The following is a 13,271-nucleotide window of genomic DNA, read 5'->3' as shown; positions in this document are numbered from 1 at the left end:
CTTGTTATCCCGCATCCGGTGGGTGGTGTCCAGGGGGCGTGCGGCACTTTTACGGCAGGAGCCGAGATGGACCTGTACGAGCACCAGGCAAGGGAACTCTTCGAAGAACACGGCATCTTGGTGCCGAAGGCCGAGGTCACGGACTCTCCCAAGGAGGCCCGCGAGATCGCGCGCAGGCTGGGCGGCCGCGTCGTCGTCAAGGCACAGGTGAAGACCGGGGGCCGCGGCAAGGCGGGCGGCGTCAAACTCGCCGCCGATCCGCCCGCCGCCGAACTGACGGCACGCCAGATCCTCGGCATGGACATCAAGGGCCACACCGTCAGCAAGGTGATGCTGGCCCAACCCGTCGACATAGAGAGCGAGTTCTACGTCTCCTACGTCCTCGACCGGGCCGCCGGGCGCTTCCTCGCCATCGCCTCCGCCGAGGGCGGCATGGACATCGAGGAGGTCGCGGCGACCAGGCCCGAGGCCGTCGCCCGCATCCAGGTCGACCCGGCGGAGGGCGTCACCACGGCGAAGGCCGCCGAGATCGCCCAGGCCGCCGGGCTCCCCGACCGGACCGTCGACGTACTGGTCCGCCTCTGGGACGTCCTCACCCGCGAGGACGCCGTACTCGTCGAGGTGAACCCCCTCGTGCGTACCAGCGGCGGCCAGATCCTCGCCCTCGACGGGAAGGTCACGCTCGACGACAACGCCCGTTTCCGCCAGGAACGTTGGGGCACCCAGGAGTCCGCGCACGACGACGCCCTCGAAGCTGCCGCCGCGGCCAAGGGCCTCAACTACGTGAGGCTGGACGGCGAGGTCGGCATCATCGGCAACGGCGCCGGGCTCGTCATGTCGACGCTCGACGTGGTCGCGGGCTGCGGCGCCCGCCCCGCCAACTTCCTCGACATCGGCGGCGGCGCCTCCGCGCAGATCATGGCCGACGGCCTCTCCGTCATCCTGTCCGACCCGGCAGTGAAGTCCGTCTTCGTGAACGTCTTCGGCGGCATCACCGCCTGCGACGCCGTCGCCGACGGCATCGTCCAGGCGCTCGAGTCCGTACGGCTGACCAAACCGCTCGTCGTCCGACTCGACGGGAACAGCGCCGCAGCGGGCCGCGCCATCCTCGACGGCCGCGCCCACCCCCTCGTCGAACAGGCCACCACCATGGACGGCGCCGCGCGCCGGGCCGCCGAACTCGCCAACGCGGGCTAAGGAGCCGGGACATGGCGATCCATCTCACCAAGGAGAGCGGGACATGGCGATCTACCTGACCAAGGAGAGCAAGGTCCTCGTCCAGGGCATGACCGGCGCCGAGGGCATGAAGCACACCCGGCGCATGCTCGCCGCCGGCACGAACGTCGTGGGCGGCGTCAATCCGCGCAAGGCGGGCCGCAGCGTCGACTTCGACGTCCCCCAGAGTCTCAAGGACCTGGGAGGTGCCCCCAGCGTCCCCGTGTTCGGCTCGGTCGCCGAGGGCATCGCGGCCACCGGCGCCGACGTCACCGTCGTCTTCGTGCCGCCCGTCTTCGCCAAGGCGGCCGTCACGGAGGCCGCCGACGCGGGCATCCCCCTCGCCGTCGTCATCACGGAGGGCATCCCCGTCCACGACGCCGTGACCTTCCACGCGTACGCCGCCGCGAAGGGCACCCGCATCATCGGCCCCAACTGCCCCGGCCTGATCACCCCCGGCCAGTCCAACGCCGGCATCATCCCCGCCGACATCACCAAGGCGGGCCGCGTCGGCCTCGTCTCCAAGTCCGGCACCCTCACCTACCAGCTCATGTACGAACTGCGCGACATCGGCTTCTCCACCTGCGTCGGCATCGGCGGCGACCCCGTCATCGGCACGACACACATCGACTGTCTCGCCGCGTTCCAGGACGACCCGGACACCGACCTGATCGTCCTCATCGGGGAGATCGGCGGCGACGCGGAGGAGCGCGCCGCGGCCTACGTACGCGACCACGTCACCAAGCCCGTCGTCGCCTACATCGCCGGGTTCACCGCCCCCGAGGGCAAGACCATGGGGCACGCCGGCGCGATCGTCTCCGGCTCCTCCGGAACGGCGCAGGCCAAGAAGGAGGCCCTGGAGGCGGCCGGGGTCCGTGTCGGCTCCACCCCGACGGAGACGGCCCGCCTGGTACTCGACCGCTTGGCGGACTGACGCGTACAGCGGAGAGTGGGGAGCGAGCCCACCGGGCAACCTCCCCACTCCTCCCGCACCAGCCATGCACCCCCCGCCCCGACTGTGCACCGTGAGCGGAGAACCCGAAATGGCAAGCAACCCCAGCAACCCCGCGCCCCACACCCCCGCCGCCCCCGTGGCGACCACCCTCAAGGCCGGCACCTCCTGGAACGACGCCTGGCAGCGCTGCCTCGCCGTCGCCCCCGAGGCGTTCCGCGACGACCGCGTACTCAATCTGTGGAACGGCACCTGGCAGGCCGACGGCCGCGCGCTGCCCGCCAGTACGCCCGTCGACGGCAGTCCCATCGCCGGGCCGCCCCGCCTCGACGCCGCCACCGCCCACCAGGCGGTGCGCGCCTCCCTCGACCAGCACCGCGCCTGGCGGCACATCCCGCTCGACGAGCGCCGCGCCCGTGTCGGCGCCACCCTCGACGCCCTCACCCAGCACCGCGAACTTCTCGCACTCCTGCTCGTCTGGGAGATCGGCAAGCCCTGGCGCCTCGCCCAGGCCGACGTCGACCGCGCCATCGACGGGGTGCGCTGGTACGTCGACGGCATCGAGCCCATGGTCGAGGGCCGCGCCCCGCTCGACGGCCCCGTCTCGAACATCGCCAGCTGGAACTACCCGATGAGCGTCCTCGTGCACGCCGTCCTGATCCAGGCACTCGCCGGCAACGCGGTCATCGCCAAGGCCCCCACCGACGGCGGCGTCGCCTGCCTCACCCTGGCCTGCGCGCTCGCCGCACGCGAGGGCATCCCCGTCACCCTCGTCAGCGGCAGCGGAGGCGAACTCTCCGAAGCGCTGGTGCGCGCACCGGAGATCGGCTGCGTCTCGTTCGTCGGAGGCCGCGACACCGGCGCGGCCGTCGCCACGGCCGTCGCCGACCTCGGCAAGCGCCACATCCTCGAACAGGAGGGCCTCAACACCTGGGGCATCTGGAACTACTCCGACTGGGACAAGCTCTCCGCGGTGATCCCCAAACTCTTCGACTACGGCAAACAGCGCTGCACCGCATACCCGCGCTTCGTCGTCCAGCGCAGCCTCTTCGACGACTTCCTCGCCGCGTACCTCCCGGCCGTGCGCACCCTGCGCATCGGCCACCCCCTGGCAGTGGCGAACCCTCAAGACCCCTACCCCCAGCTCGACTTCGGCCCGCTGGTCAACGCGGCGAAGGCGAAGGAGCTCACCGACCAGGTCGCCGAGGCCATCGACCGAGGCGCCGTGCCCCTGCACCGCGGCGCCCCGGACCCCGCCCGCTTCCTCCCCGGCCAGGACACGAGCGCGTACGTCCACCCGGTCACGCTCCTGAGCCCACCCCCCTCCTCCCCTCTCCACCACGCCGAACCGTTCGGCCCCGTCGACACGATCGTCCTGGTCGACACCGAGGCGGAACTGCTCGCCGCGATGAACGCCTCCAACGGCGCGCTGGTCGCCACCCTCTCCACGGACGACGACGCGACGTACGACCGCCTCGCCCCACAGATCCGCGCCTTCAAAACAGGCCGCGGCAAGCCGCGCTCGCGCGGCGACAGGGACGAACTGTTCGGCGGCTTCGGAGCATCGTGGCGCGGAGCGTTCGTGGGCGGCGAACTGCTGGTGCGAGCGGTGACGAGGGGCCCGGAGGGGGAACGACTGCCGGGCAACTTCCCGGACTACCACTTGATGCCGTAGCCCTTCGGGGGCCGGGGCCGGGGCCGGGGCCGGGGCCGGGGTGAGTGGCATCGGGTGGGGCCGGGCGACGGGGGTGGGCTGCGCTGCCGGCGCGGTGCCATTGCCCCGGTCCCTGCCCGATGCCTATCCGATTCCCGCCCGGTCGGGCCGGAGCGCGAAAGCGCGGTCGGCGGACTCGGGCACGGCCCGCTCCACGGCCGCGGTCAGCAGCTCCCGGTGCCGCAGCAGAGGCTCGCGTCGCTCCTCGGGCGCGAGCAGCAGCAGATCGTCGAGCCCGGCCAGCATGCGCCGCGACACCTGAGGACTGCCGGCCGCACACCCCCGGATCTCCGAGAACCCGAGATCGACAAGCTCCTGCCACCCGGGAAGCGGCTGCACCAGCCGCACCGTGCCGCGCCGGTCCGGGTACCGCAACGAGTCGAGCGGCCGGTTCGCCACGGCGGCGAGGAACTGAACGATCCGGTCGAGGGCCTGCACGGCGGTCGTCGGATCGTTCACGGCGGGGGAGAGAGCGCGCAGCGCGATGTCGGCGAGCTGCCGCAGCCCGAACCCGAGATCCTGGTGGAAGGCGCGCTCGACGCCGACGTGGACGGTGTAACGCAGCGCCCGCAGGGCCGGCGGGGGCCCGCCGTGCACGGCCAGGACGGGCGTGCCGGGCACCACGAAGTCGCCGGTGCGGGAGAGGAGCCGCAGGGTGACGCCGGGCCGGTGCCGGGCGGCGCGGACGAGCCGGGCGATATTGACGTCACGCAGCACACCGGCCCGCCCCTGGTGAACGACGCGCCCGGTCTCGGGCCCCAGCTCGTCCACAGCGCCGGCACCCCTGACGTCCACCGGCATCCGGGCCACGACCTTGAATGCCTCCGCCGTCACCCGGTCGATCACGTAGCCCACGCGCATCATCCGCAGCGTCGTGTTCACGTACATCACGAATAGCAGCAGGCTGAGCCCGACCATGAAGAGGGTGAGCACGGACTGCACGACGGGCACGGACGTGACGAGCTTCGGGTCCGGCTCGCTCTCGTACGAGGTCAGCACCAGCAGCGACAGCAGGAACGTCGCGAGGAAGACGGCGAACGTGACCTTCGTGATCCGGCTCCGGATGAAGATCCGCACCACGCGGGGGCTGAGCTGCCCGCTCGCCATCTGGAGCGCCACGAGCGAGATGCTGAAGACGACACCGATGAAGGTCATCATCGCGGCGCTGATGGTGCTCACGACGGTCTGGGCGTCGTCGGCGATGCTCTGGAGCTGGGAGATGCCGTCGTACTCGCCGGCCTTGCGGAGGGCGTCGACGATGGCGGTGTCCAGCTCACTGGCCAGGAACCACACGACGACGATCCCGACCATGGCCCCGGTCGGCGCGAACCAGAAGGTGTCCCGAAGATGCTCCCGCAGCGGCGACAAGGCCCGCGGCCGTCGCACCCGTCGATAGGTCGTCCCGGTGACGGACTGACTACTCATGGTGAGACTGTAGGCGGCCCCGCTCCCGACCTCCCGCAGGTGCCGCCGAAGGGACGGAAACGCAGGTGAAAGGCGCTCCGAGGCTTTGGTATTGTTATCCATGTCGCCGCGGGGGAACACCCCGGCCGGGCGGCAAACACCTAGTCCGGGTGGCGGAATGGCAGACGCGCTAGCTTGAGGTGCTAGTGCCCTTTATCGGGCGTGGGGGTTCAAGTCCCCCCTCGGACACCAGCTGAGACCCCTGATCATCAGGGGTTTTTTGCTTTCCAGGACTGTGGTGCTGCGGGAGGCAGCTCGGGCTCGGGTGTGGCTGGCCGTCCTGCCGGAAGGGTGGGAACCACAGCCGCTCGCGCCGAGCTCGTCAAGGAGCGAGACCCATGCGCGGACCGCCTGTGACTCGTCGAGCGCTCCATCGACTGGATGCTGGTCGACGCCGTGCTAGGGAACTCGGCGAGGTCATGAGGCCGGCGTCCCCCCGCTCGATGATGAACGCGTCCGGCAGCGGGGCCAGATTCTCGCTCTCCCGCACTGTGCTGAGTGTGTCGGCCCAGTGCGGGTTGGGTGACTTCGCTCCGGTGGCGTTCAAGGGATCGGCGTGGGTGCGGCGGCCTGGGCTGCCGCCATTGCTGGAGACCTACGGACCCCCCCGTGAGACGGCAGGCGGGCAAGCGGAGCATTGACGATGTGCAAGGACTCCCTGGGGCGAGGGCTGTTCGAGAGCCCTGACGCCGCAGGCGGCGGCCGACGTGGTGTCGGCCGCCGCCCGGCGGGAGGGATTCAGGTTCAGATGCGTGCAGAGTGACGTGGTGTCAGCTGGTCGCGCTCCCCGCGACCCACTCGCTCCACGACATGTTCCAGTCGCTGAGGCCGTTGTCCGGTGCCAGCTTGGTCTTGTCCGCCGAGTTCTTGATGATCACGACGTCACCGGTCATCGAGTGGTCGAAGAACCACGCGGCGGGCTGCGTACCGTCACCGCCGTCCCTGGAGTCCTTCAGGCCCACACAGCCGTGGCTGGTGTTGACCTTGCCGAAGACCGAGTCGGCACCCCAGTAGTTGCCGTGGATGAACGTGCCCGAGTCGGTCAGGCGCATGGCGTGCGGGACGGCCTTGATGTCGTACGAGGGCTTGCCGTCCTTCTCCGTGAAGCCGACGCTCGTACCGTTCATGTGGATCTTCCGGTACTTCTCGGAGATGACCATCTGGCCGTTGTACGTCGGGTGCTCGGCGCTGCCGGACGAGATCGGGATGGTCCTGATCGTCTTGCCGTCCCGTACGACGGTCATCTGCTTCGTCTTGGCGTCGACCGTGCTGATCTGGCTCCGGCCGACCTTGAACGTGACCGTCTCCTGGACGCCGTGGGAGGTGAGCTTGACGGTGACGGTGGAGCCGGCCTGCCAGTAGTTCTGTGGGCGGAAGTCGAGGCGGCTGTTGTTGAGCCAGTGGCCGACGACGTGCTGGCCGCTGCTTGAGCTCACCTGGATCTTCGACGCCATGGCGGCCTTGTCGCTGATCGCCTTGTCGAAGCTGACCGTCACCGGCATGCCCACGCCGACGGTCGAGCCGCTCTCGGGGGAGAGGTGCCCGATGAAGTCGTTGGCAGGGGAGGCCGTGGTGATCGTGGCGTTCTCGGTGGCGGAGCGCCCCTTGGCGTCGTCGGCCTCCGCGGCGACCTGATACTTGGTGGCCCGCACCAGAGGTGCGTCCGGTTGCCAGGACGTGCCGTCCGGGGACAGGGTGCCCTGAACCTCGGTACCGCTCGCGACGGCGGTCATCACCACCTTGGTGAGCTTGCCGTGACTGACGGTGACCTTGACGGGGTCGTTGATCCCGACGTTGTGGACACCTTGCCCAGGGGTGATCTTTATTCGGGCGTCGGAAGCGTCCTGGGCGCCGGTGTGATCTCCCCCCGCCCGCGCTTGCGAGTGGTTCCCATGGTCGTTTCCGCTGGTGGCAGCGTTGCTGGTGCCGCCGAGGGCCGTGAGTGCGAGTACGCCGCCGAGTACGCCGGCCGGAGCCACCAGAGCGGTGCGTCGCTTACGTGCCGTGATCAAACGCTTCTCCCTTGCCACTGGTCGTTGAATCCCTGGAGCTGGTTACCGGAGAGGTGTAACGAGCCCTGAAGGACCATTTATGCAGCTATTCGCTCTGAAGTGGGCAAATTGTGGCGAATTCAACGCGTCGCGAGAGTGCTGTCGAGGCTCTGTCGGACGGCCGGACAGCCCGCATGGCTGAAGGTTCGAGTCCTGCCGGCTACTGGCGGCTTACCATGCGGGTGATGCCCGCGGCGACCGTCGTGGCGAGGATCCGGCCGGTGGTGATCAAGATGGAGGAAAGGGCCTGGTGCCAGCCCGTGGGGGAGAAGGCGCTTTTCGTGCGGGGTGAGGGTGCCGTAGGTCAAGCATCGAGTCGGGCGCCGCGGAGGTTGACCGCTCCCCGGACGGGGTGGGCGCTGCGCAACCACAGCTCGCCGATCGTCGCGTTGCTGGCTCGCAGAGCCATCCCCTCGGGGTGGGCCGGATCCGCATACGCGAGGTTGAGCTGGCCGGGTATGCGGGCGCCGCGCAGGTTCAGACGGCCACGTGTCTGAAGTCGCATGGCGCGCAGGTCCGTCGGCTTGTGGGTAGCGCTCGTGTCGCGGCCTCTTCCCCTATGTTCTGCCTGCTGACTCGGCAGCGCATGCGGGCCGCACCAGCTCCGCCCACACCGTCTTGCCTGCCTGTACGCGAGGTGCCGTGCCCCAGCGTGTGGCCAGCGCCTCGACCAGGCGCAGGCCACGTCCCGTGATCGCCTCGTCGTGTGGCGTCTCTGCGGGGCGCGGTAGTCGCTCGCCTCGGGCGTCCGAGATCGCGACCGTCAGTACGTCACCTTCCAGCGTCAGCCGCAGCTCGAAGTCCCGGCCCGGAACGCGTCCATGGGTGATGGCGTTCGTGGCGAGTTCCGCGACGACCAGCGCGGCGGACGCCGACAGCTCGCTGTCGTAGGCGATGCCCCACGTGCAGAGCTGCTCGACCGAGAGCAGCCGAGCCAGGCGGGCGCCGCGTCTGGTGGAGCTGAGGCGCTGCGAGAACACACGTACGGTAGTCGGTGCCGGGGGCGCCGGGGGAGTTGTCATGCGTCCACGGTGGCGAGTTCGCGCAGGTCACGCTACATAAGCAGCTCGTACGGAGCGCAGCGTACGAGCTCACGCTCTGGACAGTACGCGTAACCGACCGTGAGCATGGTCGCGTTGCGTGCCCGAGTCGGGTGCGGCAGGCGTGAGACGCGCGACAAGGGGGTCGCCCATGGCGAACAACAGCACCGAACCCGAACCGTCCGACAGTCTGAAGGCCTTCGGCGCGATCCTGAAGGTCTTCCGTGAGCGTGCCGCGCTCACCCAGGAGCAACTGGCCCCGATGGTCAGATACTCGCCCCACTTCGTGGGCTCGATCGAGCAGGGGCGCCGCCTGCCGCCGACCGACTTCGTGGAACGCGCCGAGGAGGCGCTCGACGCGTTCGGCGTGCTGAAGGCGGCGGCACGGCATGTCGCGCGGCAGCCCGGCCTGGCAGCCTGGTTCCGGCTGTGGGCGCAGTTGGAGGCGACATCCGTCGGGCTGTGCACGTACGAGTGCCGCGTGGTGCCGGGGCTGTTACAGACCGAGGCCTACGCCCGATCGGTCATGCTGAGCGTTCCGCCGCCGCCCACGCCCGAGCAGGTCGGCGAGCGGATCGCCGCCCGCCTGGAGCGGCAGAAGCTGCTCACCCGCACACCGCCCGTCGCGTTCAGTTTCATCGTCGAGGAGGCGGTGCTGCTCCGGGACACGGGCGGGGAGGACGTCACACGTGAACTACTTGAACACCTCATCGCCTGTGGGGAGTTGTGGAACGTCGAGGTGCAGATCATGCCTTTGCGGCAGCCACACCACGCGGGAGCTGATGGACCGATGCAGCTGCTGGAGACGCCGGACAATCGGTGGTTGGGGTACGCGGAAGGGCAGCAGACGGGGCAGCTGATCTCTGGCCCGAAAGACGTCAGCTTGATGCAGATGCGCTATGCCAAGATGCGCTCACAGGCCCTGTCCCCCGCGGACTCGGCGGACCTGTTGACGCGGATGCGAGGAGCGCTATGAGTGGCGACAGCGGCAGGCTGAACTGGTTCAAGAGCAGCTACAGCGGTTCTCAGGGCGACAGCTGCGTGGAGGTCGCGTATGGGCGTGGGGCGAGCGACGGTGCCGACGTCCATGTGCGGGACTCCAAGGACAACGAGGGGCCGCGAGTCGCTGTCTCCCCGGCGGCCTGGGCGGTGTTCGTCGCCCGCCTGCCGGTCCCGGACGCCTGATCGGATACGCTGCGGCGCGATGTATGACGTGTACACCTCTGGTGTGCCGGCCCGTGAAGAGGAGACATGTCCGTGAAGCAGCGCCCGGTACTCTCCGGCCTGACATTGGTGCTCGTGGCCGTTCTGAGCGCGTGTGGGGGCGGTGCGGGCAAGGGGGACGGGCACGCCGGGGGGAAGGGGCAGGGCGGTGAGTACTCGCGGCAGCACTCCGATCAGGTGCGCGGTCTCTACGACGCCGTCCGGCATCTCCCGCGCAAGACCGTCAAGGGCACCCGCGCGCACATGGTCAAGGAGTGCGACCCGGCGACACGGAAGGTCAAGCACACCTCGCGCAGCGGCAGTGGCAAGCGCAAGAGGACCCGCACCTGGTACACCACCGAGCGCTACAACCAGTGCCACAAGGTCCGCAAGGGCAGTGAGAGGTACACCCGCGTCGTGCGGCCCGAGCGGTGGTGCGTACGGCTCGACGACGTGAACGGGAAGCCCCGGAAGGACGACCGCTGGTTCCGCGTCAGCCCCGCGACGTACAGCGAGGTGCACGGCAAGGCCGAGCACGCGCGCGTGAAGTTCGAGCCGCGGGGGCGTGGCTGCTGACACGGCCCCAGTCGTCCTCCGCTCACCCGAAAACCTCAGCTCCCCGCCCCCGCCCGCATGGCATCCTGGCCCGATGAACGGACCGGAGATCTTCGTCGTTGTTGCGGATGAGCTGGGGCTTTTCGTTCCTCATGCGCGGCGCGGGGGCGCGGCCGTCCCGCTCGTCACCGACGGTGTGTCCACGCTGGGGCACGTGATCGAGTCGCTCGGCGTGCCGCTCACCGAGGTCGGGGCGCTGGTCGTGGACGGGCGCGAGGTGGCCGTCGGGCACATTCCGGTGGCGGGGGAGCGGGTCGACGTGCGGGCCGTGGTCCGGCCGCAGCGCGTCGAGGGCGCGCCGCTGCGGTTCCTGCTGGACGTCCATCTCGGCACGCTGGCACGGCGGTTGAGGCTGCTCGGGGTCGACTCCGCTTACGAGTCCACGGACATCGGCGACGCCGCGCTCGCGGCCCGCTCCGCCGCCGAGCGGCGCGTCATGCTCAGCCGGGACCGGGGACTGCTGCGGCGGCGTGAGCTGTGGGCCGGCGCGTACGTCTACAGCGACCGGCCCGACGAGCAACTACGCGACGTGCTCGGCCGGTTCACGCCCGAGCTGCGCCCCTGGACGCGGTGCACCGCCTGCAACGGCCTGCTGAAGGAAGCCCGTAAGGAAGACGTCGCCGACCTCCTTGAGGGCGGGACGCGCGGGACGTACGACGTGTTCGCCCAGTGCGGCGCGTGTGAGCGCGTGTACTGGCGGGGTGCCCATCACGACCGGTTGGAGCGGATCGTGGGGCGGGCGGTCGCCGAGTTCGGGGGCTGAGGGGCCGCTTCGTCCTGCGGCATCAGGGGCGGTTCGATGCGCCAGGCGATGCGCTGCCCGTCCTGGACCACCCTTCGGTACGCGTACAGCACCACCGAGATCAGCAGGATGCCGACCGCGAGGAAGGACTCCGTGGCGCCGCCGTAGCCCGCGAGGGACGGGTGGGTGACACCCACCGAGACGATCACGACGTTGAACACCACGAGGACACAGGCCATCGGGATCCAGGCGCGGGCGCGGCGGATCGGGCGGGGCCAGTCGGGGCGGTCCTTGCGCAGGAGCAGGAAGCCGGCGACGGCGAGCGTCATGGCCACCAGATAGCCGAAGTTGCTGGCGATGAGGATGCTCAGCGGCTCGCCGAGCAGGACCACGATCGCCGCGTTGACGAGCGCGTCCAGGGTGAGGGCGCGGCCCGGCACACCCCAGCGGTTCACCTTGTCGAGCTGCCGTACGGTCATGCCCTCGCGCGCCAGGCCGTACAGCGCCCGGCCCCCGTCGGCCGTGCACGACACCATGCCGAAGAACATCGAGATGATCAGGATGAGGACGCCGACGTCGGAGAAGCCGCCGAGCGCCTGGGTGAACGCGGTGGCGAACGCGCCGACCGGGTCCGAGCGCAGCGTCTCCTCGCCGACACTGCCGACCGTGGCGAGCGGGACGACGAAGAAGACGCCGAGCGAGATGAGGGACGTCAGCCGCAGCGCCTTCGCCGTGTCGCGCGCCGTGTCGCGGTACTCGGGGGCGAACGACGCGCAGATCTCCGTGCCGTACGTCGTCCAGGCCGTGACGTAGAACCACACGATCAGCGTCATCCAACTGCCGCCGTGGTACCAGGTCAGACGTGACGCGTCCCAGCTGCCCGGGCGCAGGAACGGGGCTATGACGATCACCGCGAGGCCGCACATCACCAGGGCCGCGACGGCCTTGGAGACGCTCGCCGCCAGCCGCGCGCCGAAGTAGTTGCAGGCCCAGCCGCCGGCGATCGCAAGGACCGCGAGCGCTTCCGGAAGACCGATGCGGTGGCCGGGGAACGGGAGCGACGGTGCGTGCGGGAACCACTGGGCGGTGATGAGGTGGCCGATCGCCGCGCCGTTGACCGCGATGCTGAACGACCAGCCGATCCAGTAGCCGTACGACGCCACGGCGCCCAGCGGGGCGAAGTAGCGCTTCCAGCCCTCGGTGGCGTACCTGCTGATGCCGCCGGACATGCCGGGGAACATCGCGGCGGTCTCGGCGAACAGCATGTTCTGCGCGAACGCGACGAGCGCCCCGACGCACCAGATGGTGATCGCCGTCCAGCCTCCGATCGCGCCCACGGTGTAACCCACCGTCAGGAGCAGGCCGTTGGGGATCACCATGGCGATGGCGAGGCCGTCGCGCCAGGTCAGGGACTTGCGCAGCTGTTGGCTCAAGGGGGCCACCTGTCTCGGTCGGGGGACTGACGGGAGAAGGTTCCGAGCGGCGAGAAGTGGGTGCCGCCGGGGTGTGTCGGCGGTCACAATAATTCGTTATTGTTGGCCGGGACAGAGGTTCGGCAGTGGCCAATTCCAGGGGGTCGGGGCGACCGGCTCCGGAGTGACCGACACGGAGCGAGGGGCGGGCATGGGGGAGAAGCGGAACGGTGGCGACGCGGGCGAGGCGCAGCGCGAGCGGATCCTGCGATCGGCCGCCCTGGTGATGGCCGAACGCGGCTTCGACGCGGCGCGTATGAGGGACGTGGCGCGCGGCGCCGGCGTGTCCATCGGGCTGCTCCAGCACTACTTCGACACCCGCGACCTGCTGTTCCGCGAGGCCTTCGAGTGGTCGATCGGCGAACTCATCGCCCGCTGGCGCAAGGGCGCGTCCGCCGAGCCCGACCCGTGGCGCCGCTTCGAACTCCTCGTCCGCGAACTGGCCGACGACCCCGACCTCCAGCGCCGGTGCGCGACCTGGACCGAGTTCTGCGCGAGCGCCGCCCGCAGGCCCGAGCTGCGTGACGGGGTGCGCCGCGCCCACGAGGACTGGCGCGAGCTCGTCCTCGGCATCGTCGAATCCGGCGTCGAGGCAGGGAAGTTCGCGCCCCTGGTGCCCACCGACGTCGCCGTGCGGTCCGTGCTGGCCGCCGTCGACGGCTGCGACATGGCCGTGGCGTCGGGCAGCGGCATGGGGGCGGAGGGCTACGCCGCCGTCATCCTCGCCACCGCCGGCTCGGTCCTCGGCGTACGTGACTGAGCTGTTCCTCTTCCTCTCAACTCACCTGATATGAGCCATAGTT

Annotated in this window: 13 protein-coding genes and 1 tRNA gene; 9 read left to right on the top strand and 5 right to left on the bottom strand. The window is 70.0% G+C overall.

Features of this window, described 5'->3' with window-relative positions:
- The first annotated feature begins 66 nt into the window (after positions 1–66).
- From sucC to ACWIGU_RS02050, 3 genes are all read left to right on the top strand, one after another.
- Positions 67–1,197 carry an ADP-forming succinate--CoA ligase subunit beta gene (sucC, locus tag ACWIGU_RS02060; protein ID WP_454396439.1) on the top strand — a complete coding sequence of 377 codons (1,131 nt, stop codon included), beginning with the start codon at positions 67–69 and terminating at the stop codon, positions 1,195–1,197.
- Positions 1,198–1,240: 43 nt separating this feature from the next.
- Positions 1,241–2,149, top strand: coding sequence for a succinate--CoA ligase subunit alpha (sucD, locus tag ACWIGU_RS02055; protein WP_454396437.1), 909 nt, complete (start codon positions 1,241–1,243; stop codon positions 2,147–2,149).
- A 109-nt stretch (positions 2,150–2,258) separates the two neighbouring features.
- A complete protein-coding gene (locus tag ACWIGU_RS02050) occupies positions 2,259–3,842 on the top strand; it encodes an aldehyde dehydrogenase family protein (protein ID WP_454396435.1) in 1,584 nt (527 codons plus the stop codon).
- 123 nt (positions 3,843–3,965) lie between these two features.
- Here ACWIGU_RS02050 and ACWIGU_RS02045 read toward each other — a convergent pair whose 3' ends face one another.
- Positions 3,966–5,306: a DUF2254 domain-containing protein gene (locus ACWIGU_RS02045; protein ID WP_454396433.1), complete on the bottom strand. Its 1,341-nt coding sequence runs from the start codon at positions 5,304–5,306 to the stop codon at positions 3,966–3,968.
- Positions 5,307–5,449: 143 nt separating this feature from the next.
- Here ACWIGU_RS02045 and ACWIGU_RS02040 point away from each other — a divergent pair.
- Positions 5,450–5,537: transfer RNA gene (locus tag ACWIGU_RS02040), tRNA-Leu, on the top strand.
- A 578-nt stretch (positions 5,538–6,115) separates the two neighbouring features.
- Here the strand turns inward: ACWIGU_RS02040 and ACWIGU_RS02035 are convergent.
- The 3 genes from ACWIGU_RS02035 to ACWIGU_RS02025 form a co-directional block, all read right to left on the bottom strand.
- Complete coding sequence (locus ACWIGU_RS02035; RefSeq protein ID WP_454396431.1) at positions 6,116–7,357, bottom strand: Ig-like domain-containing protein; 1,242 nt, start codon at positions 7,355–7,357, stop codon at positions 6,116–6,118.
- Between the two features lie 343 nt (positions 7,358–7,700).
- Positions 7,701–7,901 carry a hypothetical protein gene (locus ACWIGU_RS02030; protein ID WP_454396430.1) on the bottom strand — a complete coding sequence of 67 codons (201 nt, stop codon included), beginning with the start codon at positions 7,899–7,901 and terminating at the stop codon, positions 7,701–7,703.
- Between the two features lie 52 nt (positions 7,902–7,953).
- A complete protein-coding gene (locus tag ACWIGU_RS02025; RefSeq protein ID WP_454396428.1) occupies positions 7,954–8,418 on the bottom strand; it encodes an ATP-binding protein in 465 nt (154 codons plus the stop codon).
- A gap of 169 nt (positions 8,419–8,587) precedes the next feature.
- Here ACWIGU_RS02025 and ACWIGU_RS02020 point away from each other — a divergent pair, with 169 nt between their 5' ends.
- From ACWIGU_RS02020 to ACWIGU_RS02005, 4 genes are all read left to right on the top strand, one after another.
- Positions 8,588–9,412: a helix-turn-helix domain-containing protein gene (locus tag ACWIGU_RS02020; RefSeq protein ID WP_454396427.1), complete on the top strand. Its 825-nt coding sequence runs from the start codon at positions 8,588–8,590 to the stop codon at positions 9,410–9,412.
- Complete coding sequence (locus tag ACWIGU_RS02015; protein ID WP_454396425.1) at positions 9,409–9,621, top strand: DUF397 domain-containing protein; 213 nt, start codon at positions 9,409–9,411, stop codon at positions 9,619–9,621. Before ACWIGU_RS02020 ends, ACWIGU_RS02015 begins: the two co-directional genes overlap by 4 nt.
- Positions 9,622–9,687: 66 nt before the next feature.
- Positions 9,688–10,215 (top strand): hypothetical protein, encoded by a 528-nt coding sequence (locus tag ACWIGU_RS02010; RefSeq protein ID WP_454396423.1) that lies wholly within the window; start codon positions 9,688–9,690, stop codon positions 10,213–10,215.
- 73 nt (positions 10,216–10,288) lie between these two features.
- Positions 10,289–11,017: a Mut7-C RNAse domain-containing protein gene (locus tag ACWIGU_RS02005; RefSeq protein WP_454396421.1), complete on the top strand. Its 729-nt coding sequence runs from the start codon at positions 10,289–10,291 to the stop codon at positions 11,015–11,017.
- Here the strand turns inward: ACWIGU_RS02005 and ACWIGU_RS02000 are convergent.
- Positions 10,963–12,429 carry an APC family permease gene (locus ACWIGU_RS02000; RefSeq protein ID WP_454396419.1) on the bottom strand — a complete coding sequence of 489 codons (1,467 nt, stop codon included), beginning with the start codon at positions 12,427–12,429 and terminating at the stop codon, positions 10,963–10,965. The two genes, ACWIGU_RS02005 and ACWIGU_RS02000, sit on opposite strands and share 55 nt — an antisense overlap.
- A 190-nt stretch (positions 12,430–12,619) precedes the next feature.
- Between ACWIGU_RS02000 and ACWIGU_RS01995 the strand changes: the two genes are divergently transcribed.
- Positions 12,620–13,228: a TetR/AcrR family transcriptional regulator gene (locus ACWIGU_RS01995; RefSeq protein ID WP_454396417.1), complete on the top strand. Its 609-nt coding sequence runs from the start codon at positions 12,620–12,622 to the stop codon at positions 13,226–13,228.
- Positions 13,229–13,271: the final 43 nt, after the last annotated feature.

The organism is Streptomyces sp. NPDC055400 (genome assembly GCF_053644375.1).
This window is presented reverse-complemented; position numbering and strand designations above follow the sequence as displayed.